Genomic DNA, 25,950 nt, shown 5'->3' with positions numbered 1-25,950 from the left:
CCTTTTCTATATGAAGTTTTTTTCTTTGATGGTGCTTTAGTTCACGTTTTTATGTAATAATTACCTATATTGTAGTTAACAATCTCTAGAACTTATATTATGAAATTATTAGGTACTTTATGCTTTCTGGCTTTGTCCATAAGTCTATATGGCCAGAATAGTCCAGCCCGTCCTAAAGAAGGTGATGAGCAGTTCGCAGCGAAATTGAATAAGCAATTAAAATTATCGAATTCCGAGATACAACGTGATATCTCTGGCGAAGTAGTTCTTGATTTTCGTGTCAACGAGCATGGGAAAATTGATTCAATTGATATCGTTAAAGATTTGGGCGATAAAATTTCACTGCGTTTGATCGATATTCTTAAGAGATCGGGGGATTGGGAACCAGCTAAGAAAAGTGGATCTCCAGTTGCTTCGTGGGTTCGATTTCCTTACAAAGTCTTAAGCTTGAAAGAATCTGCTAACTCGACCATGCTAGTGAAGGCTGAACCAATGGAAGGAATGTCTACTTTCATTGAAAAATTCTATAAAAATTTCCAATATCCACCGGAAGCACTTAAAGCTGGTTTGTCTGGTGATTATGAATTAAATTTTATTGTGAAAGAAGATGGGAAAATTACTGGTGTTAAATTAAAAGATGATCCTGGTTATGGCGTGTTAACGAGTGCACAACGTGCCCTTAACAGAGCCGGTAAATGGAAGCCTGCAACCCAAAACGGACAGGCTGTACAGTCTTCTGTTGTTGTTCCATTCAAATTGAATTTGAAAGAATTCAGAACGCATATCTAGTTAGATCAAAAAGGATTTATGTAATATAGAGGTGGCAACTATTTTGCTGCCTCTATATTTTTTCACCAAACTGAAGTACATATCCATTGTTGTCATATATAGCAAACTCTCGCATCCCCCATTCGAAAGTTTCTATTTCGTAACATATTCTAACTTTCTCCTTCAATTCCTCCCATAATTTGTCAACCTCATCTATGTTAAAATAAAGGGAGCCGGTAAATTGTGCTGTTTCGAAAGCAATGCCTTTAACAGGATGAGAAAACATGATTTCGATGATTCCGTTTTGTAGTAATGCCCAGTGCAATGCTTCATTTTTTTCAATACATGTAAACCTCAGTTTTTCAGTATAGAACTGAATAGTTTGATTTAAGTTTTTTGTATATAATATTGGATTTAAGCTTTTGTAGTTCATTTTTTTGTCTTTGATTGCTGTGAATTGTTGTTTTTGTTTTTTTTGCGGTCTTTTTTGTGTTTTCCCTTATTGATATCGATCGTAATGTCGGTTTTAGGATGAAAATTACAGAAAAATATAATTGATGTTGTTATTTTGTTAAAAATGTTTTTTTTAAAACTCTGTGTGTTTGTGTTTGTATAATAGGTTGGTATTTAGTGTTTTGTTGTGTTGTTTTTTGCGTAGAATGCGATACTTTAAGTCGTTTATTTTTCGGTTTTTTAATGCGATTTCCAACTTCTTGTTGCATCTTTAAAAGATTGTTTTATCTTTGCTTTTAACAAAACCTTAACATTTTATGGATGGTTTTGCACACTAACTGTATTAGTCTAATTGAACTAAATATGTATGTAATAGTTCCATTTGGGAATATTGCTATGCATTTCAATCAATGAATTAACTACATAAAACAAACATAAACATATGAAGCACAAACTACTCAGTTTTTTCGTGGGAAGTATGATCCTGTCTTCTGTTGCCTTTGCGCAAGAGAAGAAAGTTAGCGGTCGTGTAACTGGTACTGATGGAAAACCATTGGTTGGAGTTACTATTGCTGTACAAGGAGGAAATACCGCCACTCAAACCGATGCAAATGGAAATTACTCGATAACAGTGCCAGCCGGTAAAGTTATCATTTTCCGTTCTGTTGGACATGATGAAAAGTCTATTATTGTAAAAGAAGGTCAAAGTACGTTCAACGTGTCACTTGAGGATCATAATAACAATCTAGAAGAGGTCGTTGTTGTGGCTTATGGAACCGCTAAGAAGAAAGAAGTAACTGGTTCCATGGCCACCATGAGTTCGCAGGATCTAGAAAAGCGTGTGGTAACTAATGTAACCAATGCGTTGGCAGGTATTGCCCCAGGGGTTGCTGTTAATGCCGGTAATGGCCAGCCGGGGTCTGGTTCTTCAGTTCGTCTACGCGGATTTGGATCGATGTCGGCATCTCAGTCTCCCTTGTATGTCGTGGATGGTTCAGTATTTGATGGCGATATAGGCGATATTAATGGTACAGATATTGAAAGTGTATCCGTACTAAAAGACGCTACTTCTGCTGCGCTATATGGGTCAAGAGCGGGAAATGGTGTTATTATCATTACCACCAAAAAGGGAAAACGTGGAGGTGCTTTAAATGTAAATTTCTCACAGGGACTTTCTTCGCGAGGTATTCCAGAATATGACCTAGTGGATACCTATAACTATTACCCTACTGTATTTCAGGCAATAAAAAATTCTTTGATGTTCCCGACAAGTGGAACGCCACTTTCTGAAGCTGATGCATCACAGAGAGCAAAAAATACTATTAAAAATAATCTTGTTTACAATCCATTTAACGTTGCAGATACTGAAATCGTAGGCTTAGATGGCAAAATGAATCCCGATGCAAAATTGCTATATAATGATTTTGATTGGTACAAATATATGGTACGCACCGGTAAAAGAACAGAAGCGAATATTAGTGCATCGGGTGCTTCTGAAAAATCAGATCACTATGCGTCATTCGGTTATTTGAAGGATCAGGGATATGTTCAGCAATCTGATTTTGAGCGCTTTAATGGTCGATTGAATTTGAATACACAAGTCAAAAGCTGGCTGAAAGCTGGCTTTAATCTTGCTGGAAGTATGTCGCAAGGAAATTTAGCAGCTGATGCATCGACAGGAAATGGCGCTTCCTACTCAAATCCATTTAACTTTATCAGAGGAATGGGGTCAATTTACCCTGTTAAGGCCTGGGATAAAGATGGCAATCCTGTTGTAAATACCGTTACTGGCGAGCAATGGTACGATTATGGAATGCATCCCGGAGCAGTCAATCGTCCTCAGGGTGCGAATCCGGGACGTCATGTTTATTATGAAACACTCGTAAATGATCGCGACAATAAAAGAACTTTATTAAGTTCAAGAACATTCTTGGAAATTAAGTTCTTAAAGGATTTTACATTCACACCGAGTTTCAATGCCGATCTAAGAAATCGTACGTATAAGGTCTTCTACGATAATACCATTGGTGACGGCGCAACTTTGAATGGGTATGGGTATGAACTTAACTCACAAACTAGATCCTTTACCTTTAATCAGATCTTGAATTATTCGAAGAAATTCGACAAGCATAGTGTTGCCGCTGTTTTGGGACATGAAAATTATGATTATTACTATCATAATGCAGCTGCAGAAAAAAAAGGCCTCATTTCAGCGGGAAATATTGAGTTTGATAATTTTGTGTCACTCATGTCAATTAATGGATCTAGCGACAAGAATAAACTTGAATCGTATTTTGCAAAGGCATCGTACAATTTTGACGAAAAATATTTCTTTGACGGAAGTGTACGTCGAGATGGTTCGTCTATTTTTCACCCGGACAAACGTTGGGGAACATTCTTCTCTCTGGGTGGTGCCTGGGCAATGAAAAAGGAACAGTTTTTACAGGATGTTAATTGGTTGAGCGATTTGCGATTGAAGGCTTCTTATGGGCAAGTTGGAAATAACAATCTTTTGGACGCCGATGGAAATACGATTTTTTATGCATACCAATCCTTGTATACACTGGGTTTGAACAATGGCGGATCACCAGGAACAATTCTTTATAGTGCACCAAACCCTAATTTAACATGGGAGACTTCCAATACCTTTAATGCAGGCGTTAATTTTGGCCTTTGGAATAATCGAGTAACAGGAGAAATTGAGGTTTACAAAAGAGGTTCTGATAAGCTTCTTTTATCTGTTCCTCTTCCTGTATCTGATGCAATTAGCTCGCAGATCAGAAATGTCGGAGCTATGTATAATACAGGTTTAGAAATCTCATTGGCTGGAGACGTCATTAGGAAAGAGGATTTTAGATGGAATTTAGCTACCAACTTCACCACATTTAAAAATAAAATCACAAAAATGCCCGTGGAGAATCCTGTCATTACCTCTGGGACTAAACGTAGAGAGGTGGGGAAAGACTATTATTCGTTTTGGTTGCGACAATATGCTGGCGTGGATCATACAGACGGATCAGCATTATATTTGCCAGCGGAAGGCACAGATGCAAAATATATCAGGGTAGTGGATGGAAAGGAATATGTTGTCAATCAGAATTATGCTAAGTTTGATTATTCAGGGTCGGCTATTCCTGATTTCTCCGGAGCATTGACAAACACATTCAATTATAAGGAGTTTTCATTGTCCTTTTTAATTACTTATCAAGTGGGAGGGAAGTTCTATGATTCAAATTACGCTGGATTGATGAGCACATCTTCTTATGGAAAAGCCTACCATACGGACGCAATGAAAGCTTGGACAACTGCGAATACTGCAAGTGATATTCCTCGTCTAGATGTGGCTAACTCCACAAATATTAACGCTGCTTCTACCAGATGGTTAATAGACGCTTCTTACATTAGTTTTAGAAATGTGAATCTTGCATATTCTTTACCAAAATCGTTTTTAAGCAAGCTTGATGTATCCAATGCGCGCATATTTTTTACAGGTGAGAATTTAGGCTTGATCTCAAAAAGGAAAGGTATGAACCCAACGGAAAGTTTTGATGGAACAAACTCATCTACTTATTTGCCTAGTAGAGCGTTTACCATCGGAGTTAATGTATCACTATAATTATTTGAAATAACTGATGAATAAAATATATTTGAGTGCAGGACTGATTGCTTTACTTGCTTTTAGTTCATGTAAAAAAGACTATTTGGATACTGCTCCAACCAATAAGGTTGATATGTCTAAAGTTTTTACAACAACAGAGAACGCCAACACTGCATTAAGTGGAATTTACAGATATATGTTCGAGCGTACTACCGAGGTTGCTAGTAACCAGCAAAACAAACCGGGTGTAGGTGGTATATTATTGGATATGGATTTTATGGGAGAGGATCTAGGTATTGCAGCTGCAACTTGGTTTACCTCTACCGGTGAAGGAAACTGGGTTGGACATAGAACTGATAATAACAGTGTAACTTTTTATGTCTATCGTACATTCTATAAGATCATTGGAAATGCAAACTTTATCATTGACAATATAGATAAAGCCGAAGGCACTGATGCAGAAAAAATACGTATTAAATCTGAAGCATTAACTTTACGTGCCTATGCTTATTCTTATTTAGTTCAGCTTTATGGGAAACGTTATGATGCTACTGTAAAACCCAATAGCCAACCCGGCGTTCCATTATTGTTGAAATCTTCCGATACAGCAATGCCTCGCGAGACAGTAGAGAATGTTTATGCTGCTATTGTTAAAGATTTAGAAGATGTAATCCAGCTAAATGTAAGTACACGTAGCAACAAATCGCAAGCAAATGTTGATGTGGCTATTGGTTTACGTGCTCGTGTGGCTCTGACGATGCAAGATTATCCTAATGCGATTAAATACGCAAACATGTTTATCTCTAGCGGAAAGTACCCCCTAATGGATCAGGCTACTTATCAAAAAGGATTTAATGATGCCACGTTAATGAGTGAAGAAGTTTGGGCTTCGATGCCAACGGCAGATCAGGGCGATACATTTGGCTCTTATTTTGCGCAAATAGCATACGACGCAAATACTTCCTTTATGCGCGCTAATCCTAAAAGAATTAACTCGGCTTTGTATGATAAGATCGCTGTTACAGATGTTCGTAAGAAAATGTGGGAACCAGCTCCAACTGCAAGTAATTTTCCATTACCGGCTTCCACATTTGCAAGACAGCCGTATATGTCACGTAAATTCGCGGTTAAAACACAGGGCGGTACTCTTGGAGATGTTCCTTTATTGCGTACTTCAGAAATATATTTAATTCTAGCGGAAGCTTATGCGAAATCTGGACAAGATGGATTAGCTCAAAATGTACTTTTTGATTTTGTTAAAGTTCGTGATTTGTCGGCTTTAAAATCGACAAAAATCGGCCAACAGCTGATTGAAGAAATATTAGTACATCGTCGCGTGGAGCTTTGGGGTGAAGGATTCAGATTTTTGGATTTGAAGAGATTAAATTTACCGTTAGATCGCACTGCGGCTCCGAATTATGTAGCTGCATCTGTAAATAACTGGATGAAAGTGGACGCGGGAGATGACAGTTGGCAATATTTAATTCCAAGAACTGAAATGGAGTCGAACCCTAATATTGGCGAGCAAAATAAATAATCCACGTTCTATTTTAGAAAATAATAGAAATAAATATGGCCGATACAATTTGTATCGGCCATTTTATTTTAACCATACATGAATCGTGAGCATACAATTGTCCTAAGCTATCCCCTATTTAATATATTACCAAATCATTAATTTTATGTATATAAATTAATAGACTAACAATTTATTAATATTAACTTAATATTGAGAATCTATTTTTACGCCGTTGAAAGATGATGGAATAGAAGAAGGAAAAATGATTCTGCTCGTATCATATCATCACAAGCGAAAAAGATAATTTATTTAAAATTCTCATGAAAAAAGCACTTTTACTCTTAGCTCTGATAGGACCCGTTGTAGCACTTGCGCAAAATAATAATGCGCCCTCCAGCTATGATCCACATGATATCAAGATTACGGGGTACCTTCAAACACAGTTTCAAAAGGCGCAATCTCCTGGAATTACGTCCTTTTCAGGTGGGGATTTTTCAAAGAATTCGGATAACAGATTTATGATCCGCAGGGGACGCCTTAAAATTGACCGGGTGGATACTTACTCGAGTATTGTCTTTCAATTGGATGCTACTCAAGACGGTGTACAACTAATGGATGCCTTTATTCAATTGCGTCACCCAAGTCAAAAAGGCCTTAGTTTAACTGCGGGACTTTTCAATAGACCTTTTGGATATTCCATTGTATACTCATCGGGCTATCGTGACTTTCCGGAGCGGGCACGTGTATTCCAGACGTTGATGCCGCGCGAACGTGATCTTGGAGGGATGGTAAGTTATCATCCTGGGCGTAAAGTTAAATTCTTAAATTTAGATTTAGCCTTGGTGAACGGTAGTGGTCACTCTGCTAAGGACTATGATTCTAAAAAGGATCTGATCGGTAATCTTGCTTTTAAATTTGATAGTTTAGCCGATAAAAAACTTCATTTGGGCTTTGGCGGCTCGTTCTATAAAGGTTCAGTGCGTAATGATACGAAAACGTACTATACGCCCAATAGCAATGGTTATACAGCGCATACCAGTGATGAGAATGAAGGTAAAGCCATCGGCAGGAACTATTATGGAGCAAACTTACAGGTAGAGTTTGATAATAGCTTCGGGAAATCCAGTTTCAAAACCGAATATGTGGCAGGAGACCAGCCTGGAGTTGCCGGTGGTGTCGATATTAAAGGACCTTACGCCAGCAGAAGTTTTACAACCCAGCCGACAACAGACCTTTATCAACGTAAATTTAATGGATATTATCTTTGGTTTACGCAGGAGATTGCGAAGACCGGTATTACTGCATTGATAGCGTATGACGTATATGATCCAAATACGAAAGCAAGTGGCATGACAATCGGCATGCCTGATAATTTTACGGCCGATGGCGATGTTAAGTTTAGTACGCTGGGCTATGGTCTTGCATATCAAATTAACAATAGGATAAAACTGACCGTATATAATGAGCATGTAACGAACGAAACCACAAGTTTACCAAACTTTTCGGCTGATCTGAAAGATAATGTTTTCACTACAAGGCTGCTTTATCGTTGGTAAATTGGCTCAGTGCTGTTTTTTCGCGAGTATCGGTGTTGAGGGGGAGGATCAATACTTAGTTTGACCAATATAGTAGGTTGTTTAGGCCGTTTGATTTAGAGATCTCCCGACACTTAGATGTTTTTCCGAATCCGGCTCAGTGATGATGCGGTAATCCCTAAATAGGACGCTAACATGGCTAATGGAACACGATTGGCTAAACCCGGGTAAAGCTTTAAGAACAGGAGATAGCGTTCTTTGGCATCGAGATTCATCATGGTATTTGCCGTTTTTAGCTTACTTTCCACCACAAAAGCATAAAGTTTGGCCATCAACAACGGCCAAACTTTAATTTCCTTTTCAAGAAGCGTAAAATTCTCAAAATCAAGGCTCCAGATCTCACTATCTGTGAGGGATTCTATATAGTCGTTGGAAGGTGTTAGATCCAAGAAGCTCTGAAGATCCCCAATAAAACGACCTTCATAAATAAAATAACGCGTAAAATCGTCGCCTTTACTGTTGTAATAGAGCGAACGGAATACCCCCGATTCCACAAAAGCAATGCTATTGTTTACTTTACCGCAAGCGACAAAATAGCTTGACTTTGGAATACTCTTTTTTTCGAATGCTTGTCGAATTAAGTTCTCTTCTCGCAAATCGAGCTGTCCAAATTTTCGGATGTATTCCAGTAATTGCTCCATGTTCCCTTTATATTACTTAGCTAATTTAATCAATTCTTCACGTTGAGGTCCTGTTGAAAGATACTTTATGGGAACTTCTAATTCTTCTTCGAGAAAAGATATAAATGTCCTCAAGGTTTGTGGAAGCAAGTTTGCTTGCTTGATATTACAGAAATCGGTATTCCAACCTTTTAAATATTTCCAGATCGGTTTAATTTTTTGTTCAGAAGATTGGGAAAATGCTAAAGAAATTTTTTGTTCATCTATTTCATAATGGGTACAGACGGGGATGTCAGCCATTTCGTTCAAAATGTCGGCCTTCGTAAGAACGAGTTCCGTAACTCCGTTTAACATAATGGCATATTTTAATGCTGGGATATCCAGCCAGCCGACACGACGGGGCCGTTTGGTATTGGAACCGAATTCAGCTCCCTTTTCCCGTAAATCATTGGCAGCTTGTCCTGTGATCTCCGTTGGGAAAATACCATTCCCCACACGGGTGCAATAGGCCTTTGTAACGCCATAAATTTTATCCACCAGTTTAGGCGACACACCTAAGCTTACACAGGCTGCGGAGGCAATCGTATTTGATGAGGTCACATAGGGATAACTTCCATGGTCGATATCAAGCAGAGTTGCCTGCGCGCCTTCCGCCAATACCTTCTTGCCATCTCGGATCGCCTTATTCAGAAAGATTTCAGTATCTATAATTGGCACTTGTTTTAAGGAAGTGCATCCTTGAATAAAATTGTGGTAGAGCTCTTCGAATGCAGGCATTTCTTGTCCCAAAAACTGTAGTTCTTTGTATTGGCGGTTTAAAATTTGATATATGTCAGTGTCAAAACTATCCGAGTGAATATCACCAACGCGAAGATTCTGTCTTAGTATTTTATTGGAATAGCTTGGCGCAATTCCATTTTTGGTTGTTCCTATCGTACGATATAATGGGGACTGTTCCATGTAGATATCCCAATAACGATGGGTCGGTAAAACGAGATGCGCTTTTTGGGATATCAAAATTCTATCAACGAGATCTTGATCTGGCATAATGTGCGCTAGTTCTTCGATTTCTGCTTTAAATGCTAATGGGTCAACCACCACACCGGTGCCGATAATGTTTTTGACATGCGGTGAAAAGATGCCTGATGGGAGTAGTTTAAGCGTAACTTTGTTACCTTGATAGTAAATACTATGTCCGGCATTTGCGCCGCCATTAAAACGGGCGATAATGTCATAGTCGCTTCCGATCAGATCAATGAATTTTCCTTTACCTTCGTCTCCCCATTGGAGCCCAATTAGAATGTCCATGTTGCGTTTGTCTTGAATTTATGGTCAAAGCTAGGGCTTGCAAAGCGGAGGACAATTGCCATTTGGCAAAAAGTGCTCCTCATTATCATTTGGCCAGCAGTCTAAATGCGTATGGATTGCACTTAAGCTTGTTTGTGTCCCAACCGTTGTACTTTTTGTAGCCATTTATTCCGTTTAATAGGATCGGAAGTTTTGATAATTCCGATATAGGTGACTTTAACCGGCGATATTCCACAAAATTGAAGGGTGGATCTTTTTAATTGATTAACACTTGGCCTGCCGTAAACTAAAGCATAATACCAACTTGGTTGATCGAGTGTTGTAATGATCCGGGCAGATTTTCCTTTGAGTAATTTGTCCCAAAAAAGAGAGTTTTCGCGATATTGAAAAGCCCGTCCAGGTAAAAAAAGTCTGTCGATAAAGCCTTTCATCAAGGCTGGAAGACCGCCCCACCAAACGGGATGTATCCAGACCAAATGATTGGCCCATAAGATGTCTTCCCAGGCAAGAAGTAGGTCCTGCTCAAGTTCTGTCCGTTTACGATAACCAAATTCAAGGTTTGGATTGAAGTCTAGGTCAATAATATGGATTGTTCGTACTGTAGCGCCGGACGCTGCCGCAGCTTCTTGATAGGCATTTGCGATGCCAAAATTGAAAGATTCCCGATTCGGGTGGCCATTGATAATCAGTATTTTTTTCTGCATGATGTTATATTACATCACAAAAATAGAGATAGGCTTACCGTCTTTACAGGACAAATGTCTAAAAAGAAATTTCGCTGCGGATACGACTTAAATGACGTTGTGTAATGCCTAAATAGGAAGCGAGGTATTGTAAAGGAAGCTGTTGGATAAAATCAGGATGATCTTTGAGTAAATTGGCATAACGTTGTGATGCGGTTTCTTTTTGTAATTGAAAGACGCGTTTTTCAAGTTCAAGATATTGTTCCTCGGCAATCATTTTAAGGTATTTTGTCCATTTTAGGCTATTCGTAGCAAGCTTATCAATCATATTTTTTTTGATCGTCCACAGTTCGGCAGGGGTAATGGCCTGCATGGTCTCCATACTTGGCCCGCCTGTAATAAAGGAGGAGTAGGCCGCTATCCATGTATTGGGAAAGCGGAAACAATAGGTAATATCCTCCCTATTTGCACTGCTATAATAAGAACGGAAGATCCCTGATTGTATAAATGCAACCTCATGACAAGGTTGATTCTCTTTAACAAAAAAGTCATTTTTGTTCAGCTTTCTGTATTCAAAAAGCTGAACAATCTGATTGATCTCTTCTTCGTCGAACAGACGCAAAGACCGAAAATATGTTGCTATCATGAAGTCCAAACTTAGAAAAATTGCGGTGTTCCTACAAGATAAATTCGATGTGTTTTAATCGGCTCAATGTTTAGTTTGCCGATTGAGCAACAGGGTAGATTTTTAATTCGCATCAATTAGAATGGCCAATTGCAGGCACATTTGATCGGAGCGATTACTCCAAGCATGATTGGTGCCGCGTTGGATGACAATATCGCCGGCTTGTAAAAGCGTTTCTTCTGTGTCTGTAATCAAGTAAATCTCTCCTGAAAGAATAACGATGTAATCCAAACTAGCGGTCTGATGCATGAGGGGATGAGGGGTGCCAATCGTTGTTTCTATACCAAGTTCCCGATCGGGTGGGATCTGTACATAGCGGAAGTACGTGCCATTTTTGATGACTTGGGGTATAGCGCTGTTTTCTATGGGATGCTCTTTCTCAAACTTGGCCGGCATTTGGCTGGTTTGCCAGATATCGGAAATAACAAGATTGGGATAGTGCTCTGATACATTATCGACCAATGCATCCGATTCGATAAAGGATTTTCCGGCACGTATGCCTGTCACGATTCGTCTAGGTATAGTTCTCATTGATTTTGTATAATTAATTTATTGCCTTGAGTCTGGTTTTTTTTCAACATTAGATGCCCTTTTTCTATTGTTTCGGGGCTCAGTTTACCAATAAGATAAATAGGGGCGGGTTGAATAATTTCTTGCTCAATAGTGTGTCTGATTCGATCCAGTCCATTTTTGAAATAGGGATAATTCAGTCTTTGGGCGTGGATGAAGTTGGATATATTGATGATCTGTGCGGCCGAACTAAATAGTTGGTCTCTTGCTGCCGCGGTCGTAAAATGTGTGATGTCGATATAAGTTCCATAGGGTTTTAATACTGCGGCGGCAACTTCCGAGAGATGCTGCCCCACCGCATCAATAGCGACGTCAATACCTTGCTGATTACTTTTAAGCTTGATTATTTCCGTTAAATTCTCATTTCGATAATTGATGATACTGTCTTTTTGCAGTCCTAGTTGGCATAATTTTTCAATACTGCCCATACTTCCTGCTGTTGCAACGATATTTTTAATGCCGTTAGCCAGGAGTAATTTTAATACAAAAAGACCCACGCCTCCAGACGCGCCGGTTAGGAAAATATGATCTTGCGGATTAATTGCTGCTCGGTCGAAAACCTGCAATGCGGTGATGCCAGCGGTAGGAAGTGCTGCTGCTTGCTCAAACGAAATATTTTTTGGCTTAGGGGCAACGAGGCCGGCTGGTAACTGAATGTATGCTGCATAGGTTCCGTTACTGCCCATGCTGCCACAGGCAAAAAATACTTCATCTCCAATTGCGTATTCACTTACATCTGAACCTTTATCTGTGACAATTCCTGCCCCTTCTCTACCAAGTATGGGTGAAAATATATAACGTCGTTCAAATTCGTTTTCACGCATCTGGTAGTCTATGGGGTTGAGTGCTGAAGCTATTATTTTAATTTTCACTTCGTTGGACTTCAGTTGAGGAAGCTCAACCTCCGCATTTATCAATTGATTGTCTTTATCCAGTATAACCGCGTTCATATCGCTATTTATTTAAATGATGGCATCCCTATGAAAAATTCCTGCCGAAATAATGTATGTTATATCAGCATTCTTTCATCTTATATAGTTGATATGACAAATCTACCTTTCGTTTGCTATATATTTGTTGGTAGTTAACTAGTGGTAACTAGTCGTTGGAAATCAATATGGGACAAGTTTTGAACGGAAATCAAATGCGGGAGGCGAGTTGTACAGAAGAATTGCGCGCTATACGTGACGCGCTGGATATTTTGGGCGGAAAATGGAAATTGATGATATTGCGTTATTTGGCTAATCGGGAGTTGCAGGAAATCTATTTCAAAAAAATGGAACGGGAGATTCAAGGAATTTCTGCAAAAGTGTTGACAAAAGAACTTCGAGACCTTGAATTAAACTTGTTAGTCGCCCGCCAGCCCAGTGAAGACCCCGTGAAAGTGTTCTATAAAATTACCGCCTATGGTAAAAGTGTATTCCCCGTTACCGAATCACTGGTCAGTTGGGGGTTGGAATACCGAGAGAAAGTGAAACAAGAACTCGCTGCATTAACGAAATAACAATTTATTCCGATTGAAGAATTAACTTTTTGATCAGTGAAATCTGACCAAGGTGATAATAGCTATGTTCGATTACAGCTTCGATATTTCTGAGGTAAGATCCATACTTTTTATCAATAAATGGCTGATCGAAAAGGTTTTCTTCAAATTGGGCAATGCTGTTGGCAAATGTGGCTGCGTTTTTTAGGAATCGATCTACTAGTGTATCCCAGTCTGCTTTGGATTGGATAGGCGGGATATCAAAGCTGTATTTATCACTAATTTCCAATTTTCCATACGTAAATGCAGCTAGTAAACCTTCTAGGTAATAATTGATATGATAGGTTAGCGCAGCGATGGAATTCAGATCATTTATTTTGAATATGGCCTGTTCCCAGGTCGTATTCAATAGTTGTTCCTGATAGTTGGTGTTGGCAATCCAACGTCCATTCAAAAAAACTTCGCGAAGCCTGTCTGCAATAAATATACGTCTTTCCATTTTGTAATTTATCTTTCTAATAATCAGTTGTTCTACTGCTTTTGTTTTATTATACGTTTACACTATACAGCATCGTTGAGGAATTATAATCGACTATCTGTCCAATTTACATACAATTTTCCGATTCTTCATCTTCAGTTAACCTCTTGTTAATAAGACTTTTCTTTTTTTGTATAAAGTCATTGTTACCACGAAACTATGTTTACACTAACCGGAAGAGATCTAAAAAATGTTTGGGACCAATTTGTGAAAGAGGAGTGTGAAGATTCATTTTATGCTTTATACAAACATTATTACCATTATCTTTCCTATTTGGGAACGAAAAAGAAAATGTCGGTACAGCGTATTCAGGATAGTGTGAATGATGTATTTCTACACCTTTGGGAAAAGAAGACCGACAATCAAAAAATACGCAATCATCATAGTTATATTATTACGGTTTTCTTTCAAAAACTTTTTCGCAAGGAAACACTGCAACTGGCAGATTTGGATTTTGTGGAAGAAATCCATGATCCGTCAATCCATCACTCTGTTGAAGAACAACATATACGTGCGGTAACAACAAATACGGTAACACAGTTGGTTGAGGAGCATATGGAGCAATTAGGAACAAAACAACGGCTGGTGATTTACCAACGATTTTTTTTGGATCTTTCTTATCAGGAAATCGCTGATGCCAATCAGGTTTCGATCCATACGATCTATAATACCATTTATAAATCCCTAGAAAAAATAAAAAATAACCTTTCTAGTGAACAAGAAATCTTTCTTAAAGTTGCCGTAGGCCTACTTTCTTCATTTTTGTTGATTTTTTCTTAAAAACGAGTAGTGAAAAAATGACCCTGCCCACTCTATTGTATAAATTACGATTAGAGTGGTATGAACGAACTTAATTTGCAAGCGTTATTATTGGACGAATCTTTTGTGAACTATTGCAAGGGAACGAATAAAGAGGATATCGAAAAATGGGAAAAATGGTTACAAAAATATCCTGAACATAAAGCGTCCATAGCGGAGTTGCAGGAGACCATTGTGGCAATGGGACATTATGCGGGTGAACTATCCGTTCAAACAAACTATGATCGTTTGCAGTCTCAAATAAAAAAGCGCGCTAACCAACACCGCTTTACAGCAATTGGTATGGCTGTCTGGTTAAAAATTGCGGCGCTCCTAGTCGCTGTTGGCGCTATCTCACTGTTTCTATTTAAACAACAGCTTGCTGAAGAACAGCCAAAAAACGTGCAGCATATTGGTGCTCCGGGAAAGGATGATGCCCTATTGACACTAAAAGATGGCTCCGTTGTTTCATTAGCTGATATAAAAAATGGAAGTGTGGTAGCACTTCAAGGCGGGGTAGAAATACAAAAGAATAAAGACGGTGAATTGGTCTATAAAGCCGTTGAACAAGGGGAAGCAGCCAGCACTGCTGTGAATAAAATAACGACCAATCGCGGAAACCAATATCAAATTATATTGCCCGACGGATCCAAAGCTTTTCTCAATGCAAATTCAACCCTGACATATCCTTTGAAATTTAGTGAAAACGAACGGCATGTTCACATGACCGGAGAGGTTTACTTTGAAATTGCAAAAATTGAGACGGGAATGGGAGGGCGAATTCCTTTTTACGTGGAGACAGTAAATCAAAAAATCGAGGTGCTTGGTACGCATTTTAATGTCAATGCATATGAGGATGAACCTTATACAACAACAACTTTATTGGAGGGAGTTGTACGCGTTAGTTCGAAAAAAAGAAATGAATCGGTGCTCTTAAAACCAGGACAGCGGGCCTTGTTAAGGGAAGCCCTGCGTGTAGAAAATGTTGATATTTCTCAGGAAGTAGCTTGGATAAATGGCGACTTTGTTTTTAAAGGAGAGGAGTTGATAAGTCTGTTGCGTAAAGTTTCAAGGTGGTACAACGTGGATGTAGCATGTCCCGAACGACTTGAAAAGCTGAAATTTGATGGTATGGTATCGCGTTCTCAGCCGCTATCTACCATTATTGATATGTTGCAAACAACAGGAAAAGTAAAATTAACGCTAAATGGAAGGAGGCTTATTGTGATAGATTGACCTATCTAATTTTTACGATAAGCCGGATAAAAACAACCAAAGGTGCTGGTAACACCTTTGGTCAATGTGTTAAGCTTATCGATCATGTTGCGATTCAATGATCATCAAATAATATTAACAACAACAAATATATGAGTTTTTATCAATGCATGCGTGTTATGAAAATCACCATGGTATTTTTAACTTGTTTGTTGGTGAAAGTCAGTGCGTTTACTTACGGTCAACGTATTACACTTAACAAACAAAATAGTCATATCCCAGCTATTTTAAAAGAAATAAGGCAGCAGAGCGGTTATGACTTTTTTTACGATAATGGGCTCTTTAACCGAGCAAAACCCGTTAATGTCAATCTAAACAATGCAACTGTTGAAGAAGCATTGAATATATGTTTTGCAGGACAACCGTTCGGTTATGTTGTGAAAAATAAACTGGTTGTTGTTACGGCGCTTCGGACTGCGCTGGAAAAGCCCGCCGATGTATTGCAGCAGCGCTTGGTTGGTCGAGTTATTGATCAACAGACAAAAAGGACACTGGCCAGTGTTTCTATTCGTGTTAAAGGGACATCTGGAGGAACGAATTCTGATGCAAATGGAAACTTTTCGATATCGATTTCTAAAATTCCTACTGTTCTCGTTCTTTCCTATCTAGGCTATCAGACCAAGGAGATTGAAATTAATGATGTGAAGGAAAACCTTGTTATTGGGTTGAGCCCTCTTGCTACAGCATTGGAAGAGGTCACCGTTCAGGCAAGGCGTAAAATGAACACTGAAACGGCCGTGCTGGAAGAACGTAAACGCGCTTCGATTGTACAGGATGCTATTTCGGCCGAATTGATTGAGCGTACGGCCAGTATCACAACTACACAGGCGTTACAGCGCGTTACTGGTGTTACGGTGACTGACGATAAATATGTTGCGGTAAGAGGGCTAGGTGATCGATCTGTGATCGGTCAGCTGAACGGCGTAAGATTGGCTTCTTCTGATCCTGACCGTAGTGCCATCCCATTGGATCTTGTTCCGGCTTCCTTATTGGATAATATTACCGTTTATAAAACAGTAACACCAGATAAACCTGCCGATGCTGCTTCGGGTATCGTTGAGCTGAAAACGAAATCTGTACCTGAGAAAATGACATTTGAGCTTATCGCTCAAACCGGGCTCAATTCCAACATTGGTTTGGGTGGGAATTATAACAGCTTTTGGAACAGTGAGATGGGATTATTGGGAACACGAATCAATAAAAAAGACCTTTCCTCGGATTTTCTAAATCTTGCAACGCAATATCCCAATGGATTAAGTTCTATCCAGGATATGATCGCCAATAGCAACTATAGTCCCTCAGGATACCAGGAGGTAAACCGGGTTAATGCGATTATGAAAGGGTTTGATCCCGTTATGACAACTCGATACCGCCGCGCGCCCATGAATCAACTTTACTCGGCAACATTCGGTAATAGTTATGATGTTTTTGGAAAACACAAACTGGGGCTTGTTGTCGGAGGAAATTATTATAGAAGAACCGCTGATATTTATCAGGGCGAACTGACCCAGTATAGCATCTATCAAGGGGTAGTGACTGGTAATCCTGATATTTTTAGTTTTAGAAATATCCCTAATTATATTACACCGAATAGTCTTTTTATGGGGAAGTATCAAACTTATCGTGAAAATACAGGAACCGAAACACTAAACTATGGTACACTTGTAGGGGTCACCTACCGTTTTAATCCACAGCATGAGGTCAGTATGCAACATTTGGGAAGCTGGGGAGGAGAGTCTATCGCAACAAATTTAAATGGACGCTATGAGTATTCGGGCTTGCCTGGCGAAGTCAGAAGTACTATTCATTCGCTTAAACAGACCTTCCGTAATCTGAATACCTTTAACCTACAGGGCGAACATAAGTTTTTGAAAAATGAGCTCTCGCCTCGTTTGAGTTATAATGTTGCAACTTCAAAGTCCACACAGAATGATCCGGATTTTAGATTTGCTAGTCTTGTAGACTACAAACCTCGGGGTGGAGGATGGTATCGGCGTCCCCTTATAGGTGAGCAGGCTCATTTTGATGACTATGTATATTCTGAACATCTCTATGCACTTACATCGGGCTATGTAAACGGATTCGGAAATTATGGTATTATTCAAGCTGAACCTAATGGTCGGAGATGGCGAAATTTGAACGAAGATAATTTTAATGCTAAAGCTGATCTGAGTTTTCCTTTCAGGCTATTGGGTGAAAAGCAGTTGTTTAAAACGGGATTCAATTATTTATTTAGAGATCGTAAATTTACAGAAAACCAGCTGTTTCTGCCAGGGTCTAATTTCACTGGAAATAAATCAATTCCATTATATGATGTTCAGGGCAATTTAGACCGTTTGGTAAGCAATGAAATTGTAGGTGTTGTATTACCAAAAGCGGGGCAGGGTGAAGGTATGATGCCAGTAGGTGGTTTTCTATACAATAGCCAAAAATCGCCAAATAACTACAAAGGTTATTTTGAAACCAATGCATTATATGGTATGCTGGATCTCAAGATTGCTGAACGATTCCGCATGGCCGGAGGAGTTCGGTTTGAGATGACAAATATTGGTTCGACAGTGGATACTGCGAATGTATTTTTAGACCCTGCACTGACCGCAACATCTCCAGATGGTACACGTATTCCACTGGATCCGATTAATCCCAATTCTGTCTATAAAACAAAATATAAACCATTCTATTCTGTCAATGCAACCTATACGTTGAATGACAATATGAATTTTCGTGGGGCCTTCAACACGACTCTGGCGAGACCCGAATTGCGTGAGATTACCAATGTATTTGAATTTGATGCCTTTCAAATGGGCTTAGTTGTTGGTAATCCCAATTTGAAAAATCAATATACCCAAAATGCGGATTTTCGATGGGAATGGTTTCCCGCTAAAGGAGAGGTTATTGCCGTGTCGGCTTTTGGAAAGCGTATAGAAAATCAATTGGTTAAGGTCTTTAATCTAAAAACCCAAGGGTTAGCTGCTACTTATCCTGAATTTCCAACCATCCAATTTCAGAATGACGGTAATATTGGTAAGGTATGGGGATTGGAATTTGAAGTTGTCAAGAATTTGGGAACCTTATATGATCCTTTAAAACACTTGTTTTTGGGTACCAATCTTTTATTGGCACAAAGTGAAATTAAAAAATCTGCGGAGCGTTATGAAGCAAATCGTTCACTGGATAGATATACCCCAAAAAATAGTCCGTTGTTTGAACAGGCTCCTTATTCGATTAATGCTTGGTTAAACTATGATAACGACAAATCAGGAACCGATCTCACTGTGACCTTTAATATGGTTGGGGAACGCTTAGTCCAAATTAATCTGACAGGGGAACCGGATCTGTATACACAGCCCGTGCCTTACCTTGATTTTGTTTTTTCCCAAAAGCTAAATAAACGGATCTTGTTTAAAGGCTATGCCAAAAATATAATGAATCCTGCTATTAAAACTGTTTATGCGAATCCGCAAACCGGAGGAAAGTGGTATGGAAATGAGTATATCAACAGAAGTTATAAGCGCGGTGCGGAAATTATGATCGGTTTTACCTATAACTTATTTTAATCTAATGAAAATCAGTATGTGTAAACGCGTGAGTTGTCGGTTTTTTGCTGTTACAGCTTTATGTTTTTTATCCTTTGTTTCTTGTAAAAAGGAAAAACTGGATGTGATTAATGACAATCGTCCTGTAACTGAAAACCGGCCAAATTCAAATACTAGAATTGTTAATCTATCTGACTTTAATCAGGTTATTGCTAATGGCGACAGCTTGACAAGTTTTGTTGTGTTGCATCCGTTAAATCCGGGGAATCATAAATATCCTGGAACCTCATATTTCCCAACAGACGGACGTTTGACAAAGATATGGACAGTTCCACGAGATCTTTTTGATCAGAAAGAAGAGGCAGACCTTACGTTTGCAGCTCGCTTTTATCAGGGTTTTGGTTTGAACCATGATTTTAAAGTCAAGGTTGACAATAGTTATGAGCAACCTAAGGATTATTTTTTGCTTCCTTCCTTATTCATGAATGGTCAACCGGAAGTTGTTGCACTAACGCGTGCTATGACTAGTCCCACTAAGCCAGACCATTTTAAAATCCGCATTGTTAATCTCGGTGGGACAATTAAAAATCCAGCTATTGGAATGAATGGTCCGCAAGAAAATCTCGTTGGTCCAATTTCTTTAGCCTATGCCGATGGTACATTGGTGAATCAAAAAACCAGTGCAATAGCAGCTTCTCAGATTAGTTCTGATTACATCGAGTTGCCTTATGGGACTTATCAATTCAAGATATTGCTGGCAGATGGAAGACCCCTTCCTTCTTTGGGCTCAGGTCGGTTTGAGTACGGGCTCATTGATTTACCGACTTCCACCATCCCAAAAGATTATGCGAAGTCTACTAATTTTACTTATGCTCCGATTCAGGATTTTCAACCTGGTGGTGTTTATACGATCGTAGTCACCCCACAGCGATTTAATTATTTCTCCAATGAGCTGAATGAGACAGTTTCAGCCTATCAAAATTCGTTTCAGATCATTACAGATATTGCTGCGCCAACGAATCAAAGTTATTTGAGGATACAAGGTGTAAATGCATATAAGGATCAATCGATAGGGTTTAGGGTCGATGGAAAGGTTATTGCCAGTGGTATCGGATTTGGAAAAGGAAGTAATTATAGTGTGTTTACCCAGAAGCAATATGATATTGAGGCTATAGATGCAACTGGAAACGTACTTGCGACGATTAAACAGGAATTGCGGAGCAATCAAAATTATACGTTATGGCTCTATCCTGATCGAAATGGAAAGGCTCAGTTGCTTCTCATTTCCAATGATCTGAGTGGTACGCTCCCTTTACCGGCTGAAGACGATGGGACATACAGCCGGCTAGCTTTTAAATTCTTCTTCTTTAATCGCTTTTTAAATCTATCGGCAAGCAATCCTTATATCACCTTTACGCTACCTAACGGACAGCCTTTCGGAAACAGTGGCAATGTAAATCTGCAACCTGGGATCCCTTCGATTAATATGCCTTATACCAATGTAAATATTATGGCGAATCCCTACGCAATAATGGCTTATCGTTCTAAACCAGACGTAATACCAGGTGTCTGGGCCGACGATATTGACGTATTGCAATCGACGGAGTTTATAGCAAATAAATCGCTGTATACAACCATTGGAAGGCCTCTGCCAGCATTTGAGCCAGGGATTTATACTGTAGCATTGATTGGAAAAAGTGGTTCGGGATCGTCCGATAAAGAAAAAGCGCGAATGATCATTATCAAACATAATAAATAATGAAAAAGAAAAATATATCAAGTCGTATTTGGCTACTGGCCATTTTTATACTATTGCTTGCTTCCTGTACGAAAATTGAATATACACAAATTGCCGAGCCGGCTTATCTACGTGTTTTTAATAATGTCAATTACGTACAGACTATGGGTAGCAAAGATGATAAAGTACCCTATTTCTGTATGCTTATCAATCCAAAAATAGGTTCTGATGGAAAATTTACAGGAGCGGAAATTATAGGTGATTTCTTGGATAAACGAGATCCTTATGCTCCACCGTATCCTTCTCACATCGGGAACAGTACAGACCCAAGCAATCCCGAATATCCAGGAAAGGAAAATGTCCTAGTCGGTCCCATTTTAAATGGATTTGACTTAAGTAGCTGGGCTCAGGTGCCTTCAGGCGAAGTAAGGGTCGTATTTGCGTATCGTCCAAAAAATACGGTACCCTTCTTCGAATTGGAAGATCGTTTGAAAAATGACATTCTGATTGACACGGTGATCAATCTTCAAAGCAAAGAAGTTTATACACTCCATCTTTTGCAAAGGGATTTTTTAAAGAAGGATCATGGAGTCTTATTGAGACATGAAAATTTCTATAAACTCCCTTTATCAGATTCATTGGTGTACGTAAACTTTTACAATATGAGTGCAAAAGGGTTCTGGGAAGCTGATGCAAGCTTAAAAGATGATGATTATCGGTTGAAAAGCTTCAAAAATGGTGTTAAGGATGATATGAATGTATTTTTGTCACTTTATGAAAGTCAGGAAGAGCTCAGCCATTATGCTGCGAAAGTAAATGGTTACCAAGGGCGTTTTTTGACGACCGTTAAACGTAATACAAGTTCAAATGAAGTGAACGCCTATGCAAGTTTTCCGTTATGGGCGAGTAGTAAATCCAACGGTATCCGCACAGCTATTTGGCAACGATTTGACTTTTTTACACCTGGAATGGATCCCGTCGCGAATCCATTTTATGACAGTGAGACAAATACAGGTGGCAACTGGGCTGTACTTAATTGTCTCCTAAACGGAAAAGTAGGATTGACCAGTAATGAAAACGGAACACTTCTTCCAAATTTGTTGGTCAATGTACATTCGGGAAAGGATAATCCACGCACTTTCGCAACGGTCAATACGATCGAAATTGTCAATGGTCGCGTCTACCTAACGACCATACAACGAAAATATGCTCCACCTATTTACTAAAATTAGCAGAAATGATTCAATATAATAGCAAAATAGAACAGAAGGTTTCACTGCTTCATACTATGGGCTGGTTTTCTGCGTGCTTATTTATTTTGTTGCTACAAGGCTGCAAACATGATAATCTCACGGTGCCCCAACCTAATGAAAATGTACGACCGGCGGCCGATTTTATTCGTAATAATTATGAAATGCGCCTCTTTGATGCAGCGTTGGAGAAAACTGGTCTGAATGTCGAACTAAATGGCAAGGGGCCATTTACAGTTCTCGTTCCAAACGATCTCGCTTTTAATGAGATCGGTGTGTTTCGTCCAACCGATTTTGATCGAATGAATAAGGATAGCTTGCGGAGACTGATTTCTTATCATATTCTCCCAAGGCGTCTTTATGTGAGCGATATTCCGAGCAATTCGGTGGACTTTAGGTATGCAACACTGGAAGGTTCCGAATTGTATGCCTCAATCGGTTCTGTCTCACCTGGGGCTACTAATCCCGTGAACATGCTGTTTTTTAGCGGAGCGAAAGCGATCCGCAAAGACGTGGTTTTATCCAACGGGGTGTTGCATGTGCTGGATAAGGTTATGAAACCACAATTTGAAAAAAATATTCAGGATTGGCTCAGTGACAAGAAAGACTATACCGTTTTTGTGGCTGGACTGAAGAAATTTGGTCTGTGGGATCAGTTTGCTGGAAAAGGCCCTTTTACAGTATTTGCACCAACAAATGAGGCCCTAGAAAAGAGAGGGATTACGATGGAATTTTTGGATAGTGCTGTTCCACAGAATTACGTCCCTGAGGTATTGTTTGGTGCCTACATCATGTACGATAAACATTTTTTTATATCGGATTCACAGGTTTTTACGATCATTAATTCGAACGGTAATTACAAATACCACTTGAAAGATAAAGTACATTATATGGAATATTTTGCCAATGAAGTCTATCCGACTTGGAAATTGAGTTATAATATGAGACTCCGGGACAATGATACTTTCTATTCGATTATACTCGCTGATGTAACGTATGCTGTCGGCGCTAAAATGGACTATTTGTGTAGTAATGGTCTGGTACATGATTTAGATCAAGGGCTGGTAAGCCCAGATCAAGCGATAAAAAAAGGAAAAGATGAAAAATAAATCAATAAATGCCGTTTGGTATATGCTATTGTTATGTACTACTGCTGTGTTTGTACTGCTATCTTGCCAAAAAACTGAGTTTATGCCGGAGCTTGTGGGGGAGGAAGTTCCCTATAAAAACGAAGCTTCACAGGATGTTACGCAACTATTGACAAAGCATAACGAAGCAAAAGTTTTTTTAGCAGCATGGCAGAAAAGTAACATTGTAGCACTGATTAAGGCTGCTGGAGTCAATACAAAAGTGACCGTATTGGTGCCAACCGATAATGCGTTAAAGCAAGTTGGAATAACACTAGAGACTATTCAAAAAATGACTACTGAGGAAGCTGCCGATTTCGTTCAATTTTACAGTTTTTTAGGAGAACTTAACCAAATTAAACTTGGTAAATATAGTCTCATGGTTCGATCGATGTTAAAAAATCAAAATTATCGAGTACCTTTTTATGATAATACCGAGCCAGTCGGCAGACGTTACGACATCTATGCTTATCGTCATTATCTCGCTTTGAAAGATGGCGATTTGCTAGTCAATGGTAAGTCTAAAGGAAAATTAGCTTATGAGCCCGCGACAAATGGCGGTATCTATATGTTGGAAAAAGTGATCGAAAAGCCTACTATGACCATATTGGAGGCGCTAATAGCTGACGGAAGGTTTACTTTTTTTGTGGAATCCCAACGTTTATCCGAGGAAATGTTTTATGAAAAAATGTTGGATGATATTGAGCCTCTATGGGGATATCGTATGAGTAAAGAGGAGTTTTTGAGCTATTATCCAGAGGCCAGAGTTTCCTATCAACGAGGATGGGATATCGATAGGGATCCATTTTACAATGAGTTACCTAATCTCAACCTGACAGCCACATTTGCACCAACAGATGATGCCTTTCGAAAAGCAGGGTTTAATAGCGTGGCCGATATTCTAGCTTTTAATGCTAAACGGGGAGATGTAAGATACGACGACTTGTATTTTGAACCACGTGGATCATATCCGACAGATACTTTATTCAGTTTTCATCGCAATTGGGGCAGAGTGTTTGCAACTGAGGATCCTGCTTATGGCATAGCGATGTCCAATAATACAGTCTTTTATAGTAATGATCTGGATCCTGCCTTGTTAAACGATTATTATGTGAATATAGGGGGGAGTAGTCAGGTTCGATACGCTTATAAGATGCCTTTAGCTTTTTCTAAAAATGGAAACCAGATCCAAATGAAAATCAAAGAAGCCGAGCAAGCACCGATAAATATTATTGAGACAGATATCAATACGGTTAATGGACCGATCCACGTTGTTGATAACCTACTGCTTCCAAAAGGATTTAAACTTAAATAAAAGATGAGACGACATAATTTTAGTTATAGCAAGTGTAGCCTATTTTTGCTGACGATCAATCTATTATTTGCTTGTAAAAAGGAAGAAAACACGACGAATTTTGACAATAATAAGGTCAACTTGGTCGTTGCCGATAATTTTAATTTATCGGTATTTAATGCTGCATTGCGCGTCAGTAATATGGATAAAGAGCTGCAAAAGGGCGAAGGTCCCTATACTTTGCTTGCTCCATCCGACAATGCCTTTGGAAAGGCGGGTTATCCAACTGTGGTGAGCATGCTGTCTGAACGCGCAGCAATAGTTTCTAATATCGCTAATTATCACATACTGGATGGAAAATATGAGCTCAATAAGCTTCCTTTTCTGTTTAATCAAGAATTGAAAACACGTCGCGGTAAGGTCTATGCCACACACTGGGTCAAAGGAGCCGATACAGTACTGACGCTGAATGGAGCACGTATATTGACACAAAATTTGCCTGCATCTAATGGACTGATTCAAGTGCTCGACCGCGTTATGACCCCCTATGTACATGATAAGATTGTCGATGCTATCAACGCAGATGCGAGTATCAGCATATTTGCTCGTGCTATAAAAAGGACCGGCATTTTATCTGAAAAAACAAATCAGGGAGCCTATACGGTTTTTGCACCGAATAATGCTGCTATGAATCTGCTGGGATTTCAATCCGTGCAGGATGTGGAGCTGGCCAATTTAGACGATCTGAAAAAAATAGTCCGCTATCATATTCTCCATGACCGTCGTTTTGTGTACGACTATATCTTGAGTACGGGTAATACAAATATGTCTAAGCAAACCATGCTAGATGGTAACAGTGTTGACATTAAGTTGGTTCCAAATACCAGTTCTCCGGGCTCTTTTAGCGGCATAACACTTCGGGGTTTGGGGAATACAAATGATGTCTTATTACAGAAACAGGATATCCTTACCGGAGATGGGGTACTACATATTGTTGATCAGGGGCTCCGGCTAACACAGTAATAAGAAGATTTATCTAACGAATTAATGAAACATAGCAATGAATAGATATCAAAATGACAGTATATGCATAGGAAGATCAACCATGACTT

Annotated in this window: 21 protein-coding genes; 13 read left to right on the top strand and 8 right to left on the bottom strand. The window is 39.2% G+C overall.

The features are described 5' to 3' along the window. Window positions 1-99: 99 nt before the first annotated feature. The gene (locus AAW12_RS00845; protein ID WP_046671733.1) at window positions 100-789 is read left to right on the top strand and encodes an energy transducer TonB; all 690 of its coding nucleotides are present in this window, start codon (window positions 100-102) and stop codon (window positions 787-789) included. Window positions 790-841: 52 nt separating this feature from the next. Here the strand turns inward: AAW12_RS00845 and AAW12_RS00840 are convergent, their stop codons facing one another. After that, window positions 842-1,201 (bottom strand): VOC family protein, encoded by a 360-nt coding sequence (locus tag AAW12_RS00840; protein WP_046671732.1) that lies wholly within the window; start codon window positions 1,199-1,201, stop codon window positions 842-844. Window positions 1,202-1,663: 462 nt separating this feature from the next. Here AAW12_RS00840 and AAW12_RS00835 point away from each other — a divergent pair, with 462 nt between their 5' ends. The 3 genes from AAW12_RS00835 to AAW12_RS00825 all read left to right on the top strand — a co-directional run bounded on the left by AAW12_RS00835 (window position 1,664) and on the right by AAW12_RS00825 (window position 7,894). Further along, window positions 1,664-4,837, top strand: a complete 3,174-nt coding sequence (locus AAW12_RS00835; protein ID WP_046671731.1) for a SusC/RagA family TonB-linked outer membrane protein — start codon at window positions 1,664-1,666, stop codon at window positions 4,835-4,837. 16 nt (window positions 4,838-4,853) lie between these two features. Beyond that, window positions 4,854-6,356 (top strand): RagB/SusD family nutrient uptake outer membrane protein, encoded by a 1,503-nt coding sequence (locus AAW12_RS00830; RefSeq protein ID WP_046671730.1) that lies wholly within the window; start codon window positions 4,854-4,856, stop codon window positions 6,354-6,356. Between the two features lie 302 nt (window positions 6,357-6,658). Further along, window positions 6,659-7,894, top strand: coding sequence for a porin (locus tag AAW12_RS00825; RefSeq protein ID WP_046671729.1), 1,236 nt, complete (start codon window positions 6,659-6,661; stop codon window positions 7,892-7,894). Between the two features lie 113 nt (window positions 7,895-8,007). Here AAW12_RS00825 and AAW12_RS00820 read toward each other — a convergent pair whose 3' ends face one another. The 6 genes from AAW12_RS00820 to AAW12_RS00795 all read right to left on the bottom strand — a co-directional run bounded on the left by AAW12_RS00820 (window position 8,008) and on the right by AAW12_RS00795 (window position 12,749). Further along, window positions 8,008-8,574 (bottom strand): Crp/Fnr family transcriptional regulator, encoded by a 567-nt coding sequence (locus AAW12_RS00820; RefSeq protein WP_046671728.1) that lies wholly within the window; start codon window positions 8,572-8,574, stop codon window positions 8,008-8,010. Between the two features lie 12 nt (window positions 8,575-8,586). Further along, window positions 8,587-9,861 (bottom strand): adenylosuccinate synthase, encoded by a 1,275-nt coding sequence (locus AAW12_RS00815; RefSeq protein WP_046671727.1) that lies wholly within the window; start codon window positions 9,859-9,861, stop codon window positions 8,587-8,589. A 122-nt stretch (window positions 9,862-9,983) separates the two neighbouring features. Continuing rightward, window positions 9,984-10,565, bottom strand: a complete 582-nt coding sequence (locus tag AAW12_RS00810) for an NAD(P)H-dependent oxidoreductase (protein WP_046671726.1) — start codon at window positions 10,563-10,565, stop codon at window positions 9,984-9,986. Window positions 10,566-10,623: 58 nt separating this feature from the next. Further along, on the bottom strand, window positions 10,624-11,190 hold the full coding sequence (locus tag AAW12_RS00805) for a Crp/Fnr family transcriptional regulator (RefSeq protein ID WP_046671725.1): 567 nt from the start codon (window positions 11,188-11,190) through the stop codon (window positions 10,624-10,626). 102 nt (window positions 11,191-11,292) lie between these two features. Continuing rightward, window positions 11,293-11,760 carry a cupin domain-containing protein gene (locus AAW12_RS00800; RefSeq protein WP_046671724.1) on the bottom strand — a complete coding sequence of 156 codons (468 nt, stop codon included), beginning with the start codon at window positions 11,758-11,760 and terminating at the stop codon, window positions 11,293-11,295. After that, the gene (locus AAW12_RS00795) at window positions 11,757-12,749 is read right to left on the bottom strand and encodes an NADP-dependent oxidoreductase (protein WP_046671723.1); all 993 of its coding nucleotides are present in this window, start codon (window positions 12,747-12,749) and stop codon (window positions 11,757-11,759) included. Before AAW12_RS00795 ends, AAW12_RS00800 begins: the two co-directional genes overlap by 4 nt. A gap of 167 nt (window positions 12,750-12,916) precedes the next feature. On the opposite strand from AAW12_RS00795, the gene AAW12_RS00790 reads away from it, so the two are divergent. Then, window positions 12,917-13,303 (top strand): winged helix-turn-helix transcriptional regulator, encoded by a 387-nt coding sequence (locus tag AAW12_RS00790; RefSeq protein ID WP_046671739.1) that lies wholly within the window; start codon window positions 12,917-12,919, stop codon window positions 13,301-13,303. 4 nt (window positions 13,304-13,307) lie between these two features. Here AAW12_RS00790 and AAW12_RS00785 read toward each other — a convergent pair whose 3' ends face one another. Beyond that, entirely contained in the window at window positions 13,308-13,781 is a 474-nt protein-coding gene (locus AAW12_RS00785) for a DinB family protein (protein WP_046671722.1), read from the bottom strand. 198 nt (window positions 13,782-13,979) lie between these two features. On the opposite strand from AAW12_RS00785, the gene AAW12_RS00780 reads away from it, so the two are divergent. The 8 genes from AAW12_RS00780 to AAW12_RS00745 all read left to right on the top strand — a co-directional run bounded on the left by AAW12_RS00780 (window position 13,980) and on the right by AAW12_RS00745 (window position 25,861). After that, window positions 13,980-14,600 carry an RNA polymerase sigma factor gene (locus AAW12_RS00780; protein WP_046671721.1) on the top strand — a complete coding sequence of 207 codons (621 nt, stop codon included), beginning with the start codon at window positions 13,980-13,982 and terminating at the stop codon, window positions 14,598-14,600. 60 nt (window positions 14,601-14,660) lie between these two features. Beyond that, window positions 14,661-15,854, top strand: coding sequence for a FecR family protein (locus tag AAW12_RS00775; protein ID WP_053003478.1), 1,194 nt, complete (start codon window positions 14,661-14,663; stop codon window positions 15,852-15,854). Window positions 15,855-15,985: 131 nt separating this feature from the next. Beyond that, window positions 15,986-19,450, top strand: a complete 3,465-nt coding sequence (locus AAW12_RS00770) for a TonB-dependent receptor (protein ID WP_046671720.1) — start codon at window positions 15,986-15,988, stop codon at window positions 19,448-19,450. A gap of 103 nt (window positions 19,451-19,553) precedes the next feature. Next, window positions 19,554-21,188 carry a DUF4397 domain-containing protein gene (locus tag AAW12_RS00765; RefSeq protein WP_156167492.1) on the top strand — a complete coding sequence of 545 codons (1,635 nt, stop codon included), beginning with the start codon at window positions 19,554-19,556 and terminating at the stop codon, window positions 21,186-21,188. Next, window positions 21,188-22,393, top strand: coding sequence for a hypothetical protein (locus tag AAW12_RS00760; protein WP_046671718.1), 1,206 nt, complete (start codon window positions 21,188-21,190; stop codon window positions 22,391-22,393). Before AAW12_RS00765 ends, AAW12_RS00760 begins: the two co-directional genes overlap by 1 nt. 11 nt (window positions 22,394-22,404) lie before the next feature. After that, on the top strand, window positions 22,405-23,526 hold the full coding sequence (locus AAW12_RS00755; RefSeq protein ID WP_046671717.1) for a fasciclin domain-containing protein: 1,122 nt from the start codon (window positions 22,405-22,407) through the stop codon (window positions 23,524-23,526). Further along, window positions 23,516-24,859 (top strand): fasciclin domain-containing protein, encoded by a 1,344-nt coding sequence (locus AAW12_RS00750; protein WP_084823033.1) that lies wholly within the window; start codon window positions 23,516-23,518, stop codon window positions 24,857-24,859. The genes AAW12_RS00755 and AAW12_RS00750 overlap by 11 nt, the downstream gene beginning before the upstream one ends. Before the next feature lie 3 nt (window positions 24,860-24,862). Beyond that, window positions 24,863-25,861 (top strand): fasciclin domain-containing protein, encoded by a 999-nt coding sequence (locus tag AAW12_RS00745; RefSeq protein ID WP_046671715.1) that lies wholly within the window; start codon window positions 24,863-24,865, stop codon window positions 25,859-25,861. Window positions 25,862-25,950: the final 89 nt, after the last annotated feature.

The sequence above is a fragment of the Sphingobacterium sp. Ag1 genome (assembly GCF_000988325.1).
GTDB lineage: Bacteria > Bacteroidota > Bacteroidia > Sphingobacteriales > Sphingobacteriaceae > Sphingobacterium.
Note: the sequence above shows the minus strand (reverse complement) of the source record. Positions and strands in the feature narration are given on the sequence as shown.